The organism is Flavobacterium sp. N3904, assembly GCF_025947305.1.
In the GTDB taxonomy this organism is placed as follows: Bacteria; Bacteroidota; Bacteroidia; order Flavobacteriales; family Flavobacteriaceae; genus Flavobacterium.
Map to the genome: position 1 here is coordinate 3,439,057 of NZ_CP110009.1, position 18,220 is coordinate 3,457,276.

The window sequence follows — 18,220 nt, forward strand, 5'->3', positions numbered from 1 at the left end:
AGTCTATTAATCAGCACCAGCTCCTAATACCTGCAAAACACCAACTATCCACATAATAGGTCTCCAAAGCACTATGAAACCTATAATTGACAATATTGAAAAAACAGACCAAAACCAAAAACCTCCTTCTTGGGTAAACACTGGAAACCATTTATGCAATAACATAAGGATACCAAATGGAATTCCAGCCAATACTACTACAAACCAAACAAGGCATTTTATAAAAAAAACGATAATATTTAACAATACTTGAAATAACATAATTTTAGATGTGTTGTGACTTACGTCCGATTAAAAATAATTTAGTACTTTAGCTTTTAGAATTTTAGGACGAAGTTTCATCTTCTAAAGCCGTCAATAAACCGGTTACTAATAATGACAGGCCAACACCTATGATGCCTCCTGTTTGCGGATTTTTACCCAAATGATTTGAAATTGCCATACCAACGGCAGCTCCAGAAGACAGAATCGTACTTAAACTACTAAAGTCCAGTTCTGTGTTTGATTTTTTAAATGGATTTTTCATAATGATTTGTTTTTAAAAGTTTATACTGCAATACTAAGTCAGCGGACTGTCAAATTGTGTCAGCCATAAATTATTTCTTAAAATAAAATGACTGACGTATTTTGTCAGTAGAACACAATACGTTTGTAATGTAAAAACAAGTCGTATGAAAGAAAATCAGAGTTTAAACTTAACCCAATTGCGAAGAATAATTCTATTGTTGGCTTATTTAAAACGGCATCCTTATAAAAGCAAAAATGAAATTTTAGATTATTTTGAAGATAATGATAAAGGTTTCAATGAACGTACTTTATACAGACTTAATGAAACATTGGCTAGAGATTTTGGGATAGAAATTGTATTTGATTATACTAATAATGGGTATTTCTTTGACGAAGAAAACAGCAGTAATCCAGACTCATTCTTGAGTTTATTAGAAATTCTCACGACAGCTGAACTTTTCTCTACCAATTTCAAAGAAAAAAACAATGCTTTATCTTTTGTAGAATTCGAGAACAAAGCCGCAATAGAATTCATTCCTAATTTTAAAATCGTTTTGGATGCAATTCAGCAACAATTGCCTATAACTTTCAATCACAATAGCTTTTATCATTTAAAAGAGGAAGAATACACCCTAAAACCCTATTTCCTAAAACAATATCAAAACCGTTGGTATGCCATTGGCGAAACTGAAAAAGGCTATCGTACTTTTGGAATTGACAGAATAGATAACATTTGTATTGGCACTAAAAAATTCAAACCAAAAACCGAAGAAGCCAAAGACAAATTCAGCCATGTGATAGGTTTGAACTACGTGGATCACATAATGGAAAAGATACATTTGTCATTTCATAGTTCGCAGAAACTTTATGTTCTCTCGCTTCCTTTGCATCATACACAAAAGCAAATCAACACGAATAAAGAAAATACTTTTGATATTGAATTGCGCATTCATCCTAATTTTGAATTCAGACAGCAGGTTTTGAAATATGGAAGCTTAGTTAAAGTATTGGAACCAAAATGGTTGGCGGATGAAATTAAAGGGGAGTTGAGAAAAGCGTTTGAGTGTTATTAATATTAAAACACCAAAAACAGTAATTTTTTATATTTTTTTTAAAATTAACCCAACTCCATTAATAACTAACACTTAATAAAAGCTAGACCTTGCATAAAAATAAAGTTTGATCTTTTAATTTTGCAGGCAAACATTATAAATCTGAAGTATTTGGCTTCAATCCTGCAATCATTTTTTTAATATTTGGAAGCATCTTGTCTATGTTTGAGTTCATCTCTTGACAAATTGTCTCAATATTTTTTGACAACTTCTTTTCTGTATCTTCTCTTCCCCAAATTGCGAGTGAAATTAAATTAGTTGGAAAATACCACCAACAATTTCTGCTTTCAAAGGTTATGTTATCTAAAAAGGTGTTATTATGATTATTTGCACTTAATGTATTTATTTTATTGCTAAAAAGACTATACATTTTTAAAGTTTTATTCACTTCATCAACAACTAGAAATCCTTTTGTTATGGTATCAAAAAAATCTTTTGATTCATTTTTTATTTGAGAAGATAAATCAGAACCATTAAAATAACCTGCTTTCTTTTTAATAATATCTACTTGTTTTTTATGAAATTTCTCAACTTCTTTTTGCATTATACTAATACATCGTTCAGGTAATCTTAAAGATATTGAATTCCAAAAATTTGAAAATATATTATCAATAAGCTCTTTCTTTCCAAATGTTTTTGAAAATGAGCCATCCCTTCTTATTTTTTCTTCGCTACAGACCTCTAAACAATCTACTTTATTTCCAAATTCATTTGACAAAACTTTTTTTAATTCATACAATTCCTCTTCTGTTACATTATCAGATTTGGTAAAGATTACTGTTACTTTATAATTTTCTTTGATAAATCTGTTCATTATTATTATTTCGAAATCTTCTATTCTATGCCCACTAGCTTGAATACAATAAAAAACAGAATGAAACCAATGTGTCGGGTCTGATGCAGTAGAACGCTTTATTAGTTCAGTATTTAATTCCCTTAACCATTGTTCTGCTTTGTCAGCTTCAATGCCCCAAGAATCAAAAACCGTAACAGGCAAACCCTGTAAATCAAATTCAAGAGAGTGGAAACCATTGGAAGTAACCGGTTTTCCCGTACCTGTTTGAAATTTATTGTTTCCAAAAAGGTAATTACCTAAAGTGCTTTTACCTACACCTGTTTTACCCATTAGGACAATGTTATATCTTGCCATATATTTTGTGCTTTTTTTAGATTTTTGAATTGTCTTTCATCAATTGTTTGAAAATTGGCATAATATTTTTTAGGTAATCTTCTAATTTTACTTCTTCCCCATTTATAGCAAATTTCAAAATAGTAAAACATATTTCAGAAACTGAGTAACCTATCGCGGCTGTAACTGAGGCTGCAACAGCTCCAGTAATTAGTCCACCAGCAACGGTGCCTACTCCAGGAATAAGTTTAAATAATTCCCCTACAATCCATTTTCCTCCTGTCGAAATTAATGAACCAATACTAACTGTTTTTAATAACGTTGGCATCAAATCTCCATAACCGTTCAAATCATACACATATAATATTCGAGCTACCATTCCTGCTTGACTAGCGAGTAAAATAGGTGCATCAGAAAATGGAATTGGAGAAAACCCAACAGCTGCATTTCCTGTTGTATGCTGCAAAATAATATTTCTAGCATTTTTTCTCTTCTCTTCTAAATTAACCTTCTGCGATTTAACAAATGCTAATTTGAGCGCTGGTTCTAAATTATCAGAAGACCATTTAATCAATTTTTCTAAATCAAGATACTTTGGTGTTACTTTTTCATTTGTTGTAACTTCAAAACAAGGAGTATTTGGTATCTCTTCAGCCAACAATTTCACTTCTTGTTCTGTCACTAAATCGCATTTAGTAAAAACTACGGCAATAGGAATATTGAGAGATTTAATTTTACTTATCAAATTCAAATCCCATTCAGTAACTCTATGACCAGATGCTTGAATATGATACCATACCAAATGAATTTGCTCATCTACATTATTACTTTTAGATGCAGAAGCAAATTCTACTATTTTATTAATAAATTCATCGTTTGAGCTTATACCACTTAATTCATACCCAACTGCATCGTAAAGAACAACAGCAGAGTTTTCTATTGCATATCTTATAATTTCTTGTGTAAATGGTTTTCCTATTCCAGTTTTAGCAATATCTGTTTTAAAAATTAAATTAGTTAAAGAACTCTTTCCTACACCTGTTCCTCCTAACAAAAGGATATTAGGCTTTTTAACAGACTGTTCAATTTTTTTTAATTCTTCATTTAATTTTTCTTGAAATGAATTTTCCATTTTTTTTATAATTATTAATTTATTTTTTCTAAATATACCACATCAAACTACCGTTTTATGTCAGTATAAAATTTATTTCGTAAAACTTCTTATTACTGCTTTAATCCCCTCATCCGCTTTTTTACAAAATATCCATAGTGAATTTATAATCAATTCCATTTTCAACGATGTTAGCAGGATTATCAATCAATCTTCTATTTTTCTTTTACCTTTAGATTTGTTTGAGAAAGTAAGGGTTACTCCTATGTTTTTAGTACAAATAACTATCAATACGGCAACTTCTAAAGCGATCATTCATCTCACCCTATTCTGTTCAAATCATCGATTTGTTCAAAAATAAATTCATTATGTACAGCAATTCTTCTGGAAAGGGTAACCAAATCTATAACAGACCAAACTCCCATGCCTCCTAAGGTAATCCAATACAAAAATTGAATTTTCCATTTGCCCAAATAAGCATAATGCAACCCAAAAAAGAACCACAATCGATAAGCGGTATCCAAAGATTTAATCTGTGATTCCAAATGATTTTTAATCATTTTTAAAATTAATTTAGTTCTAACTATTTCCTTTTTTCAAAAATAAAAATTAAATTTCTCCTAAATTACTTAACCTACGAAAGCCTCTTTTTGCAGAATGAACACATCATTCTAAGCCATAAACGAGAAATGCTCTTACCTAAAATAGATAAGAGCATTATTCGTTTAAGTCAAAAAAATTATACTTCTAAACAAATGGTAACGGTTGTTCCTTCATTTATTTTGTGCTGAATGACAATCGTATTCTCAAAAGTTCCATCTAACAAAGACAAACGTTCTTTTGCTAATGCTACACCCCTAGAATGATGTGTTTTTTGCTTGTTGGGCGTTACAAATCCAACACCATTATCCCAAATTTTACATTCTAAAATACCTTCAGTCACCATTGAAAATGAAATAATCAATTTTGGATCTGTGTGAGTGTAATCAAAAGCATGGACAAAAACATTCTCCACAAAAGGTTGTAGCAGCATTGTTGGGATTTCGAAAAAATCTATATCCACTTCTGGATCAATTTGAAATTCAAAAGTAATTCTATCGTCAAATCGCATGTTTTCAATGGTCATGTACAATTCTAGGTAAGCAATTTCATCTTCTAGCGTAATGGTTTGTTTTGAAGAATTCTCCAATGTTTTTCGCATTAATTTGGCAAACGCTCCAATGTAGCGCAATGAATTATCCACATCATTACTCATAATATAATCTTGAATTGCATTCATGGCATTAAACGTAAAATGAGGATTCATTTGGCTCAACAACGCTTCAAGTTTGGTTTCAGCTATACGTTTTTGTATGCTTGTCTTTTCCTTCTCTTTCTTTTTAGTAACCCAAATCCAGTAATAGCTCATTCCTATAATAAATAGAATAACAATAAGTATAAACCACCAAGTAAACCAGAAAGGGGGTGCAATACAAATTTTAAGAATATTGAAAACAGTTGAATTTCCTGCATTCATATCAAATACTTCTATTTCAAGATTGTATTTACCAAAAGGCAGATAGGGCAAAAACAAATTAGTTTTATCACTATACGGACTCCAGCGGTTTTTACTGTTAAGTCGATATCTGAACTTTAATTTATGTGGAAACGTTTGTCCGATGGGTATAAAGTCGATTGAAAAAGAATTATGTTCATAATCACATTTCAATTCCTTTGCATTGAAATTAAACCATTTGTAATTTGAAGTAGAAATAGGAATAGTATTGATTACAATTTTGCTGATATCAATTGAGGAAACTGTAATTTGCCTGGCAATAAGTTTTTTTAAATCAATCGTATAGTACCCCTTTTTGGTTCCTAACCATAGCTGTTCTTTGAAAATCTTGGAAGTCGTTACGGCACAATCTTTCAATCCTTGTTCCTGATCAATCAAACGAACGATACCGTCTTTATAAATATTGATTCCTTTTTCGGTTCCAATAAGCACGAAGTCTTTATAAGCTTCAAGAAATAAAATGGTGTTTCCAATAAGTTGTTTTTTGGCAATTGTTTTTATAATTTTAAAAGATTTACTGTCATCAACAATAAAGACATTCCCAAATTCGGCAGCTAATACCAGTTGCCCTTTATCATTTACGGTAATGTGTTTAAACTTTTTTTCCTTCCAAATTGCATCAGCCAAATACGATTGAAATTGATTATTTTTATAGACATACAAACCATTGAAAACAGACAAAAGATAAGTCTTGTCTTTGTGATTTAAGATTTTGACAATATATTGCGGCGTGTTCTTTTCGAATTTAGAATAATGACGACTCTTAAGACTATATACATCATCATAAACTCGTGTTCCTGCATAAGTTATCGTTTCAATGAACTTATCATTATAGGAAAAGCCAATTTTCAAACTATGTTTGGGTATATAACCAATAATTTCAGCGTCAGAATTAATTTCAAAAATCCCAATATTACTTCCTATCCAAAATGAATTCTTATGTTTTACCATTTCATAAAACTCAATTCCTTTCGCCGGAATAGTAAAATTTAATTTAAAATCCCTGGATTCAACACCTTGTATAGATTCTAAATTTTTATTGCTTTTTAAATAATCCAATTCAAAAATTTTAAAATCGGTAAGCGATACAGTCTTTGAAATTTTATCCTCTTCGTTTAAAAAAGAAACACCCTGATTGTGCAAAATGATTTTTTGATTCCCTATATTTTCAAAATCAATGATTGCTTTTTCATCAAACTTAGTATAATCAATCATTTTATCCATTCGTACTTCATAGATTCCCTTGTCATTTGCACCTACGTACAAAACGTCCTTAACAGAATCATATACTACATTTAACAATATCTTGGAATCAATCCCATAGCAATCAGAGACATCAATCATCTGGCTGTTATCGATTCTAAAAAGCCCTCCATCCGTATTATAAACCCCCCACGCAGCGGCAAAAATGGTATTCCTTTTATCTCTTGCAAATTGCCAAACAAACGATTTTCCAAATTTAGTAGAAGACAAATCTCCTTTTTTTATTTTTTCTATGTCATACTTATCAATAAAACCCTCATTACCACTATAAAGTGTGGTTCCAAACATTCCTAAACTATAGGAATTTTTATGTAAGACAACTGGCAAAATTTTAGGTATTCCTCCTGACTCATCTATTTTAAAAAGGCCTTTAAAATTGGAAGTGAAATAAACTTCTCCTTTATATTTCATAAATGAAATACATATAAAATCCTCCTCGTGTGGTGGCACTTTTGGGCTAATCAGTGTATTGGTTTTAATGTCAATTATGGATACGCCTTGCTCTGTACCAACATACATTTTATTTTTATAAGGAAAAACTTTTCGAGTTTTATCGGCTAACAATCCATCCTTCACAGTAAATACAGTAAATTTTTTTCCGTCAAATTTACTCACACCACCGCCATAACTGGCAAACCACATATTGCCGTCACTATCTTCCGAAATATCCCAACAACTGTTATGTCCTAATCCATCCGATTCATCAAGATTGGAAAAAGAACCATTCACCATACGGGAGACTCCATTTTCTGTACCAATCCACAAAACATTTTTAGAATCTATAAATAAAGCACGTACAGCATTATTGGGTAAACCATCTGTAGTTGAATAATTTCTGGAGGGAAAATATTGGCCGAATACAAAAAAAGGAATAAAAAAGAAAAATAAATAATAAAAAAAACTATTTCGTAATGGCATCTATAAGTTCCTTTTTATTCATAATTGCTTTAGATACTGGTATCAAATCACCGGTAATCAGTTCGAGTTGAGAATTGCTTGTCTTAAAACTTGAAATGTAATTGGTATTTACCAAATAGCTCCTATGCACTTTTATGAAAGACAGGTTTAGCAAAGATTCATAGGTTTCTTTAAACGATTTTGTGGTATAGTAATCCTTCTCAATTGTACTAACTATAGTGTTTTCACCATCTGCTTTACAAAATACAATACTGTTGGCTTGAACGATTTCGAAACCAGTTTTAGAAGGGAAAACAATTTTTTGTTTATCGGTAAATTGATTGTTTATATTTTCTATAAGCAACTTAAAACGATCAAAACTTACTTTTTTTAATTTATTGGCTTCAAATCGAGATATAGAAATTTTAAATTCGTCCAATCCTATTGGTTTAAGCAAAAAATCCAAAGCACTATTTCTGATAGCTTCTATGGCGTATTTTTGATGAGCTGTTGTGAAGATAATTTCAAATTTAATAGTATCAAAATAGTTAAATAGTTCAAAACCATTCTCTGGCTTCATATCGACATCCAAAAAAACAATATCAGGATTGTATTTTCTAATTGAAACTACGGCACTTTTAACAGAATTACATTCATCTACAACCTCAATGCGATCATTAAGCTCAAAACAATACTTTCTTAAAATATTTCGAGCACGAGTTTCGTCATCAACAATAATCACTTTTAATTTCATATCGGGGGAATTCAAATAATAAATGCGTGAAATTACTACAATATTTTAAATCATAAAGAATATTAGAATAGGAATTTAAACCTATTTTTTACGTTTTTTTTTATTTTTAAAGTGGAACCCATACGCTGTCATCATCTACTTTCCGCAACATATTTATTAAGCTAATTATTGTAACATAATGATATTGAAAGTTTAAAAAATACTCCTGCTTCCATGAGCGCTTTATTACTGTAAACAACACGGGCAATCAAGCGGTCTCTCTCCGGTCGTTTGCTTTGTTCCGCTAGGCTGTTCCAGTCGGTCGTCGGCCGAAAAAGCCTCCCGCCCTTCCTTCCACAGTCCACTCGTCAGCATAGCGTCGGCCAGCCCCGAAAATAGAGCAGGCCACCGCTACGCTTTCTCGCCCTCATCTTCACACACTCTCTTCCTGCGTTCGGCGGGGCTCCTACATCCACAATACCGCTTCATTCCGTTTCACTTCGCAAGCTACACTACACTGCATTCCAGCCGTATCATGTCTGTCGCCCCTGGTTGTTTCAGCGCTGGCGCTGTTCGCACACCATCGTGGTTGGCGCCACCCACTACAACTGCTTTTTCAATATCTATGAACACTATTGCAAAAACAAAACCTATTCCGCAATAATCCCGTTTTCATTTGTATTCGTAGCTCGCTTTTCCCTAAATCAAGTTACGCCCCACAGAAAAGCAGTGCTAATTTTTTAGTTACCCCGCTGTTTCACGATCATATCTGCTTCGTTTCGCTCCGAGCCTGCACTTAACGGCCGCGTTTACGGTAGCTGTTCGATTGCCACAACCCCGCTACTGCACTCCTCGAAAATAAAAACCTCCGCTAAAGTTACACTTATTATTTTTTGCGGTGTTTGGGGGGATAATTACCGATTGCATAAGAACTCCCCAAAAAAGTGCTAAACAACAGCAACAGCCTTCGAAAAAAAATAAAAATAGAAAGTAAAAGGTAAGTTCCGGTTTTATAAAAAACACAGGTTCATTACCTATAGTTTTTTTGAACATATTAGAATAATAAACTTTTCTGATTTAAAGTTAAAAACCGTTCTCTGTTTAAGAAAACGGCTTCTGAACTTGTCAAGCTCAACTAATAACTTTTAATTAAATTTAATTTCTAAACACTTTATCAGTACAGTGCCTGACTCATTTGAAATTTTGAACATATAAACTCCAATTGGCAAATTGGATATATCTAATATAGTTAATTTCTCTTTTAACTCTTTCGAAAAAAGAAAACGGCCCATAACATCAAAAATGCTCAATTGTAGATTCTCTAATAAGCTATTTTCAATTGTAACATTTTCAACTGTTGTTTTGGATGTAATTTGACAGAATCATTCATGTTAAAATGATCTGTTCCCAAAATGTCTTTTTTTAATGTGTCACAGTAAATGCATGGCTGTCTTCAGAAATGTTTTCAGCAGCATCTTTTGCTTTAACAGTAAATGAATAAGTTGTATTAGGACTTAATTCGGTAATGGTATAAGTTGTTTCGGTTATAGTCGCCAACTGAAGGTCGTCTTTATATATATAGTAAGTTATAATGCCTACACTTTTCTTTTTAACCGAGATAGCGCCTACATTTTCTGAAGCAGTCGCAAACTATAATTATTTCTTCTGTCTATTCCCAGATGGTAAGTAATACAGCCAGCTAAAACCTATAAAAAACAAAATTAAAGAGGCAATAAAAGCTGGAATCAATATTTCACGATTGTTTTCTAAAGCATTGTTCAATGAGGCGTACAACAACCAAATCTGAATGGTCACATTCAAAATTAATATAAATATTAAAGTCGAAAGAATGTTGTTCAACTTATTGGGATTCGCTTGGTTTTGACTGGTTCTAAAATTACTCATATTCTTATATTTTAGTTTTTATACTGCGTGTTCTTCGTGCTGAGACGCTTTTACGTAAATATCATTTTCCTTAAAAAACACATACAAACTCGGTAAGGCTCTTGGTGGCGGGCCTCCTAGAACATCCCCCGTTTTGGCGTCAAACGATCCTTCGTGACACGGACAATGAATGATTCCGGTGCCGGGTTTGTAAAAAACGGAACACGACAAGTGTGTGCATTTTTGCTCATAGGCCTTAAAATCTCCATTTTCGAGGTGAATCAAAATATAGGGAATGGTACTGCCCTCGATTACAAAAGCTCGGGTGCCACCAACTGGAATTTCACCTTTTTTACACACAAAATGCTCTCCCTTGACTTCTTCTTTGGGCAGTAAATAGGCTTTGGCGGCTACGAGTCCGCTACCAACCATTAATCCGCCCGAAACGAGTGTAAGGAATTTGGCAAAATCACGACGACTTACATTGGTCGCTTGTTGCTTAAGGATTGGAAAATCTTTCTTCCAATTTTTATTTAAATTATCTTCTTTTGACATTTATTTATGTTGTAAAAAGTTTGAGGTTTAAGGATTAAAGTTGTACCAAATCAATATATAATCAACTGCGTACTTCCTTTTGGCATCATAATATTGACTTTCGTGTTAACAGTTTCCTTACCAAAAATAAAAGTATTGATTGGCGTACTGTTAGGACGCATTTCTTCAATTTCGGTTCTTGTACCAAAAAACAAAGCACCGCTTGGGCAAACTGTAGCGCACATTGGTTTTTTACCAATACTGGTTCTGTCATAACACATCGTACACTTCATCATCAAGTCGTAGGACTCCTCTTTTTTGGGTACTCCAAACGGGCAGGCCATCACACAATTCGAACAGCCAATACATCTTTCGGTATTGGCGGTATGCACGATTCCATTTTCGTCTTTGGATATAGCATCCGCAGGACAAACATTCGCACATACAGGATCGTCGCAATGCATACAAACCTGCACGGTAGTTTGCACAGTAGAAGCCCTGTCCACATAATTCACGTGAATCAAGGATTCCTGACCGTTCGTCTCACATTCGGCGCAAGCCATTTCGCAGGCTTTACAGCCAATGCAACGCTGCATATCTACAAAAAATTCCTCGTTTTTATTGAAACTGGTGTAATTCATTTTTACTTTTTATAGATTAAACGCTTGCATAAGCTTTTGATTCTGTTGAAGGTGCCGCTATTTCCTTGAGCGGTTCCAAGTGGCAGGCGCATACCTTGAACTCCGGTATTTTGGAAATTGGGTCTAATGTTCCCGGTGTTAACTGATTCGCCGATTTTTTACCAGACCAGTGGTACGGGATAAAAACTGTGTCCTCCCTAATGGTTTCCACAATATTAGCAGGAAAAATTCCTTCTCCGCGTCGGGTGGAAACTTTTATTAATTCTCTTTGTTTGATTCCATATTGCTGTGCCAGTTTAGGATGAATTTCCAATAACGGTTCCGGATACTGGTCGACTAATTTACCGATTCTGCGGGTTTGTGTACCACTCAAATATTGAGACACCACACGGCCTGTTGTCAAAATCACAGGATAATCAGCATCGGTTACTTCGCCCGGAAGCTTGTACGGAGCGGGATTAAAATGTGCTCTCTCATCAGGTGTTTTAAACTTTTTGTCTTCCCATAATCTTGGTGTTCCGGGGTGACCTATTGTTGGACAAGGCCAAAAAACACCCATTTCGTCTTCAATTCTTTGGTATGTAATTCCGTAATAATCTGCCGTTCCTCCTTTAGAAGCCACACGCAGTTCGTTGAAAATAGCTTCGCTGTTTTCATACGTAAATTTATCTTCAACTCCCAAACGTTTAGCCAATTCCAGAATGATAGAGGTATCGGTTCTCGCGTCTCCGGGAGGTGTTACCGCTTGGCGAATTCGAATTACTCTTCCCTCTGCCGATGTGGTAGTTCCTTCTTCTTCTTCCTGTAATGAACCTGCCAAAACGATATCGGCATGGCGTGCCGTTTCATTCAAGAAAAAGTCAATACAAACATAATATTCTAATTTTTCCAAAGCTTCTCGAACGTAATTACTATTTGGCAAAGACACCAACGGATTAAAACAAATCGAAATCAATCCCTTAATTTCTCCACGATGAATGGCTTCGATGATTTCGTAAGCCGAAAGTCCTTTTCCTGGCATATCTTTCTCGTTGATTCCCCATACTTCTGAAATATACTTACGGTGTTCCGGATTTTCAATATCTCTATTTCCCGGCAATTGATCGCATTTATGGCCGTGTTCTCTACCGCCTTGCCCGTTACCTTGTCCCGTTATTGTTCCATATCCACAATACGGTCTACCAATTCTTCCTGTAGCCAAAACCAAGTTGATGCAACCCAAAACATTATCTACTCCTTTTGAGTGGTGTTCTATTCCACGGGCGTGAAGCAAGAAACTCGTTTTGGCCTTACCCCATAACTCGGCCGCTTCGCGTATTTTATTTCTGTCAATTCCAGTGACTTCCTCCGCCCATTCTAAGGTATAATCTTTTATTGCATCAATCGTTTCCTGAAAACCCGAAGTATAGTTATTGATAAAATCATGGTCCAGCATATTGTGATCCACCAAGTATTTCAGCATCGCTCCGTACAAAGCTGAGTCTGTCCCAGGACGTACGTCCAAATGAATATCGGCAGTTCGTGCCAGCGGAATCATTCTTGGATCAATTACTATAATTTTGGCACCGCGATCACGGGCTTTCCAAATCCAATGCGTTAATGTTGGAAATGTTTCACTGATATTGGCTCCAGCAACAATAATCACTTCGGCATATTCCAGATCCGAATAATTATTTGAAGCTCTATCAAGTCCAAATGCTTTTTTGTTACCCGCGCCGGCACTCACCATACACAAACGTCCATTGTAATCTAAGTTTTTAGTTTTTAGTGCCACACGAGCAAATTTACCAACAAGATAGCTTTTCTCATTAGTCAACGAAACCCCTGATAACATGGACATGGCATCATTCCCATATTTTTCTTGAATTCTTTTAATTTCCGAAACCGTTTTACTCATCGCTTCATCCCAAGAAGTTGGCACAAATCCTTGCCCTTCAATCCTTTTCAACGGAGTCATCAAACGATCAGGATGGTTATTTTGCAAGTAGCGTTGTACCCCTTTCGGACACAATCTTCCCTCATTAAAAGGAAATTCCATCCAAGGCTCAAACCCCACCACTTTATTTTCTTTCACCAACAATTGGATTCCGCATTGCATTCCACAGAAACAACAATGGGTCTTTACAGCCTCATCTGGTTCATCCCTGCCTACATAGCCATCCTTTGGCGCATAATTTAGAGTAGGTCCAAAATGTTTAATTATATTCTCTTCTGATACTGGTAATTTTGCCATTTTTTAATTTTTATACCTTAAAAAAATAAAGTTGCAATCTTAATTTCAATCCTTATTTCTGAGCTGTTTATTTTTTATCCAAATAAATTTCCACCTTCTAACCTAGCTTTCAAATGTGCTTGGGCTAGTCTTGATCTTTTTCCCTCAGGACTCAAATCCAGATGAGATGTTCCATCATCGTGGTTGAAATCAAAACCTAATTGTTCTGTTACAATTTTCAAATCTTTAATATGTAATTGGGTTGCGAATTCTTCCCCCGTATGAGGGCAAAGTGCCATTCCCATTTTCATTCCTTCTTTCTTGTAAATATGCGCTCCAATTTGTGCTGGTCTCTGTATAATGTGAAAGAATTTCCCGAACGGAATCCAAATCAAAAACATAATTACCGTTACAGCGTGTAAAACCGCCAAGAAATCAAACGCAAATCCTTTCATAAATTGATACGAATAGGTAAGACCTAAACCTGTTACCGAAATGGCAATCAATAAAATAAGGGGCAACAAATCGCCCTCAAAAGACTGAGTGGCAATCAATCCAGGATTGGTCAAACGACGTCTTAAATAATACAGTGATCCGAAAATAACCAGATACGAAGACCAGTTCAAGGCATGAAACGTCAAAAACGCAACAATAGAATCCAATCTAAAATCCATTACTTTAAATCCAAAAAAGTACGCTTCATATACCGAAATTGTATTGGGAGCCATTGCAAAATTAATCCAACCAAAAGTAAGAGGTATCGTAACCATAAAAGCCGAAGTACAACCCACCGCAATCATAAAATGCGCTATCCAACGGTATTTTCCTCTAGGATAAATAAACTTTTGAAAAGCAATATTCTCAACCGATTCTTTGGTGGCAAACCAAAAATGAGAAAACACTTTTCCAGTTACCAAATACGTTATACCGCGTTTAAAATAGATCCATGTCGGTGGTCTTTGCAACCAAACCGAATAACGATAAACAATTCCGAAGAAAGCAAATACCGTCCCAAATAAATAGGTCACCAATGCCGCATCAAAATTTTGCAGTTTTCTGGAACCGAAAAACACAAGGGCAATCATAAAGATTGAAAGCCCGGTCGCAATGAGTATTGCTTTGGTGTTATACGTTTTGTTTTTCATAAATTCAATTTAAAGGACACTTTTATTTTATTGTAAAATTAACAAAAGAAAAAACTAAGTTAAAATACTTTTCAAAACACAAATAGATCAAAACATGTTACAATAACTACTATATACATTGCAATTTAAGATATTTAACTGTCTTTATATTAATTATTCTAATGATTTTCAATACTTAACATTTAGCTCGGCTTCTCACAACCCTTACGGTTGTAAAACCACCAATTAATTGCTGTAGCTAATATTGCGAAAACAATCAAGCCTATAAAGAACTGATTAACTGTTCCATTTGCCGCAATATTATTTCCTATGAATATCGAAAAGATAAAAGGGCCAAAAGCAGCAATTGCAGCAGTCCATCCAATTACCCCAGCAGCCTGACGCTGATTCTCTGAAAATATGATAGGAAATTGTCTAAAAGTACCCGCATTACCGATTCCTGTAAAAAAGAATATTGCTAAAATTACACCTACAAAAAGCGGAAACTGATCCATACTCGTTGGTGAAACCAATCCTTGAGTAACCAAAATTATTGCTCCCACCAAAATCCCGATTCCGGTAATGGTTGTCAATATGGCTCCTCCTATTTTATCGGCCACAAAACCAAAAGCTACTCTACTAGCAGAACCAATCAATGGCCCATAAAAAGCATAAACCAATGGATCTGGAGCATCAGGAAAATCGCCATACAAATATTTAATCATCAATGGAAATGCTGCCGATAATCCTGCAAATGTTCCAAATGTCATCAAATAAGTAATTGTACAATACCAAGTATGCTTATTTTTAAAAATATCCATTTGCTCTTTTATTGAAGCTTGCATTGGAATGCTTCTTAAAAATAACCAACTGACAAGTGCCAAGCCCAAAAGAAATCCGGAATACCAAAATGCAGCGGATTGGATGTAGATGTTTATATTTTTAACCGCCTCATTGTCGGGACTAATTTTGTTTATTATTTTTTCGGCCAATTTAGGATTGGAGTTAGCAATCGCTCTCGATTTCACTTTCTGTGGCAATGCTGCAAAAATTTCGACATTTTCATTCGAGCCCGTTGCCGCAATAACCGAATCTAACACTGGTTTTTTCACATTGGCCAAAATATTATTCTGTGCTTTGGTATCCAAAGCTGCAAAAACTTCTTTTTGTTTTCCAATTGTTGAGTCTATAAAAACATTCTGTGTTTCTTTAGCATTTATACTTGTAAATACCGATGAAGCACCGTAGATACTAACACTCAAAATAAGCGGCGTAACAAATTGAGCTAAACTAACACCAAAATTCCCAATTCCTGCTTGGATTCCCAATGCTGTTCCTTTCAGCCTTTTTGGAAAAAACAAACTTGTGCTAGGCATAAAGGATGAAAAATCTCCACCACCAAAACCTGTGGCAAATGCCAAAAGAACAAAGACCCAAAAAGGAGTATTGGTGTCCATTACCGCAAATCCAACTCCAATTGCTGGAATTAATTTAAGTAAAGTTGCCACGGTTACTACGTGCCTTGTCCCAAAAATAGGCAAAATAAAGGTGTGTATAATTCTTAAAAATCCAGCAGCCAATCCAGGAATGGCAACCAGCCAAAAAAGCTGATCCTTAGAAAATGGAAAACCAAGACCTGGCAATTTCACTGCTATTACACTCATCATAAACCACGAGCCAAAAGACATTATTAATGACAAAGTCGTAATTATCAATGTTTTCCAAGCTATTTTACTACCTGTTTTTTTCCAGAAAATTTCATCTTCAGGATCCCATTTTTCTAACCATGTTTTCATATTGTGTGTATTTGAATTATTGTATTTTACAGTTCCTTAGCTACTAAGATACTAAGATTTCCTAAAATCGTTTAAAAACGTATTTAATTATTGATAAAACTAAAATTTAAAAACCTTTGTAAGTCAAAATCTTAGAATCTCAGACCCTTAGAGTCTGTTTTTTTTTAATGATTATGCTCGATGTCTTTTGTAAAAGTCGGCGATTTGATTCGTAGAATTTTGATAATCGTGCGGTGCATCCAAAGCAGGCAAAGAACGGAAATCACAAAAATGAAAATCCAGGAACTCGTCCAAAGTCCAGTGAAATTAAGAAGATATCCAAAGATAATTGGACCTACAAAGCCACCCAATCCACCTATTAGCCCGACCATTCCGCCTACAACACCTACTTCATTCGGAAAATATTCTGGAATGTGTTTGAAAACCGCCGCTTTACCAATTCCCCAAGAAATCCCGATAAGAATGACTAACACTAAGTAGACCCACATATTGGCTTCAAACTTAATCTGTGTGATTCCTTTGGCCAATAGCTCTTTCTTTTTTACCTCTTGATTTTGCTGTACGACAATTTCTTGCCATGATTTTTTAACGGGAAGAATCGATTTTACTTCTTTTTCCGAAACCACTTTGGTATTTACACTTTGGACTTTCCCATCAATTTTAATTTCGGAAGCCGATATCTCAGTAATCATACCACTTTCTGCCGCAAGCACTCCAGGACCTGCAGTAAAGATTTCCATTTTCGGGAACATCAATAAAAAGCTGATTATTATAGAAGATCCCAATACCCAATACATCACTTTTCGGGCACCAAATTTATCGGATAAATACCCTCCGAAAGCTCTAATTACACCAGATGGCAAACTAAACATTGTTGCAAACATACCTCCCATAACTAACGAGGTTTGATACACATTCATAAAATTAGGAAGTAACCATTGAGAATAAGCAACAAAACAACCAAAAACTAAAAAGTAATAGGCTCCAAAACGCCAAACTCTAATCGATTTTAATGGTATTAAAAGTGTTTTTAAATCTTTTGAATCCCCTAAAGGTTTTTTATTTTTAGCAAATACAACATAGATAATACCAATTACAACCAATACAACAGCATAGGTTATTGGCAACATTTTCCAACCATTGATAGGATCATTTTTTGAAAAATCATTCAATAAAGTTGGCGCTACAAAAGTGGTAATGGCTGCACCTGCATTTCCCATTCCAAAAATACCCAATGCTCTTCCTTGCCAATTTTGTGGATACCAAACTGATGTGTATCCAATTCCAACAGCAAAACTTGTCCCAACCAAACCGAATAGAAAACTCAGAACTGCAAAACTCCAAAATGAATTAGCCAATGGCAATATAAAAAGAGGAATAGAACAAAGTAACAATAAAGCAGAAAAAACTATTTTACCACCATATTTGTCAGTCATAATACCGATTGGTAATCTGAAAATTGCGCCAGACAAAATAGGAATCCCTAATAACCAACCTACTTCAACTACTGACCAATTAAATATTCCTTTATCAACCAAAAAAGTGACCAAAACACCATTTAAAGTCCAGCAAGCAAAACAAATAGAAAAAGCTAAAGTATTAAGAAATAAAATTTTGTGAGATTGGTATAAGTTGCTCATATTTTAATTTTTCTATTATTAATGCAATTCCTTTTAAAATAAATTTACTAATTAAAAAAAGACAAAAAAGTCCTTTATTATG

General features: G+C 34.4%; 17 protein-coding genes. 1 reads left to right on the plus strand and 16 read right to left on the minus strand.

The annotated features are described in order from the left end of the window. Positions 1-6: 6 nt before the first annotated feature. Complete coding sequence (locus OLM57_RS14600; RefSeq protein ID WP_264564424.1) at positions 7-261, minus strand: hypothetical protein; 255 nt, start codon at positions 259-261, stop codon at positions 7-9. Positions 262-325: 64 nt separating this feature from the next. Next, positions 326-526, minus strand: a complete 201-nt coding sequence (locus OLM57_RS14605; RefSeq protein WP_264564425.1) for a hypothetical protein — start codon at positions 524-526, stop codon at positions 326-328. Positions 527-671: 145 nt separating this feature from the next. Between OLM57_RS14605 and OLM57_RS14610 the strand changes: the two genes are divergently transcribed. Next, positions 672-1,580, plus strand: a complete 909-nt coding sequence (locus OLM57_RS14610) for a helix-turn-helix transcriptional regulator (protein WP_264564426.1) — start codon at positions 672-674, stop codon at positions 1,578-1,580. Positions 1,581-1,713: 133 nt separating this feature from the next. Here the strand turns inward: OLM57_RS14610 and OLM57_RS14615 are convergent, their stop codons facing one another. The 14 genes from OLM57_RS14615 to OLM57_RS14675 all read right to left on the minus strand — a co-directional run bounded on the left by OLM57_RS14615 (position 1,714) and on the right by OLM57_RS14675 (position 18,138). Beyond that, positions 1,714-2,769: a GTPase domain-containing protein gene (locus OLM57_RS14615; protein WP_264564427.1), complete on the minus strand. Its 1,056-nt coding sequence runs from the start codon at positions 2,767-2,769 to the stop codon at positions 1,714-1,716. Between the two features lie 16 nt (positions 2,770-2,785). Then, positions 2,786-3,880, minus strand: a complete 1,095-nt coding sequence (locus OLM57_RS14620) for a YcjF family protein (protein ID WP_264564428.1) — start codon at positions 3,878-3,880, stop codon at positions 2,786-2,788. 299 nt (positions 3,881-4,179) lie between these two features. Continuing rightward, positions 4,180-4,419 carry a TM2 domain-containing protein gene (locus OLM57_RS14625; protein ID WP_264564429.1) on the minus strand — a complete coding sequence of 80 codons (240 nt, stop codon included), beginning with the start codon at positions 4,417-4,419 and terminating at the stop codon, positions 4,180-4,182. Between the two features lie 179 nt (positions 4,420-4,598). Continuing rightward, the gene (locus tag OLM57_RS14630; protein WP_264564430.1) at positions 4,599-7,595 is read right to left on the minus strand and encodes a histidine kinase; all 2,997 of its coding nucleotides are present in this window, start codon (positions 7,593-7,595) and stop codon (positions 4,599-4,601) included. Beyond that, positions 7,579-8,328 (minus strand): LytR/AlgR family response regulator transcription factor, encoded by a 750-nt coding sequence (locus tag OLM57_RS14635; protein WP_264564431.1) that lies wholly within the window; start codon positions 8,326-8,328, stop codon positions 7,579-7,581. Before OLM57_RS14635 ends, OLM57_RS14630 begins: the two co-directional genes overlap by 17 nt. A 1,124-nt stretch (positions 8,329-9,452) precedes the next feature. Next, positions 9,453-9,617, minus strand: coding sequence for a T9SS type A sorting domain-containing protein (locus tag OLM57_RS18715; RefSeq protein WP_413614330.1), 165 nt, complete (start codon positions 9,615-9,617; stop codon positions 9,453-9,455). A 112-nt stretch (positions 9,618-9,729) separates the two neighbouring features. After that, positions 9,730-9,927 carry a fibronectin type III domain-containing protein gene (locus tag OLM57_RS14640; RefSeq protein ID WP_413614353.1) on the minus strand — a complete coding sequence of 66 codons (198 nt, stop codon included), beginning with the start codon at positions 9,925-9,927 and terminating at the stop codon, positions 9,730-9,732. Between the two features lie 36 nt (positions 9,928-9,963). Next, complete coding sequence (locus OLM57_RS14645) at positions 9,964-10,212, minus strand: DUF6755 family protein (protein ID WP_264564433.1); 249 nt, start codon at positions 10,210-10,212, stop codon at positions 9,964-9,966. Between the two features lie 18 nt (positions 10,213-10,230). Beyond that, positions 10,231-10,746 carry a ubiquinol-cytochrome c reductase iron-sulfur subunit gene (locus tag OLM57_RS14650; protein ID WP_264564434.1) on the minus strand — a complete coding sequence of 172 codons (516 nt, stop codon included), beginning with the start codon at positions 10,744-10,746 and terminating at the stop codon, positions 10,231-10,233. A 50-nt stretch (positions 10,747-10,796) separates the two neighbouring features. Next, positions 10,797-11,366, minus strand: a complete 570-nt coding sequence (locus OLM57_RS14655) for a 4Fe-4S dicluster domain-containing protein (RefSeq protein ID WP_264564435.1) — start codon at positions 11,364-11,366, stop codon at positions 10,797-10,799. Positions 11,367-11,382: 16 nt separating this feature from the next. Continuing rightward, positions 11,383-13,599 carry a molybdopterin oxidoreductase family protein gene (locus tag OLM57_RS14660; protein ID WP_264564436.1) on the minus strand — a complete coding sequence of 739 codons (2,217 nt, stop codon included), beginning with the start codon at positions 13,597-13,599 and terminating at the stop codon, positions 11,383-11,385. 74 nt (positions 13,600-13,673) lie between these two features. Next, positions 13,674-14,723, minus strand: coding sequence for an MFS transporter (locus tag OLM57_RS14665; protein WP_264564437.1), 1,050 nt, complete (start codon positions 14,721-14,723; stop codon positions 13,674-13,676). Positions 14,724-14,905: 182 nt separating this feature from the next. Further along, complete coding sequence (locus OLM57_RS14670) at positions 14,906-16,498, minus strand: MFS transporter (protein WP_264564438.1); 1,593 nt, start codon at positions 16,496-16,498, stop codon at positions 14,906-14,908. Between the two features lie 164 nt (positions 16,499-16,662). Further along, the gene (locus tag OLM57_RS14675; protein ID WP_264564439.1) at positions 16,663-18,138 is read right to left on the minus strand and encodes an MFS transporter; all 1,476 of its coding nucleotides are present in this window, start codon (positions 18,136-18,138) and stop codon (positions 16,663-16,665) included. Positions 18,139-18,220 lie beyond the last annotated feature (82 nt).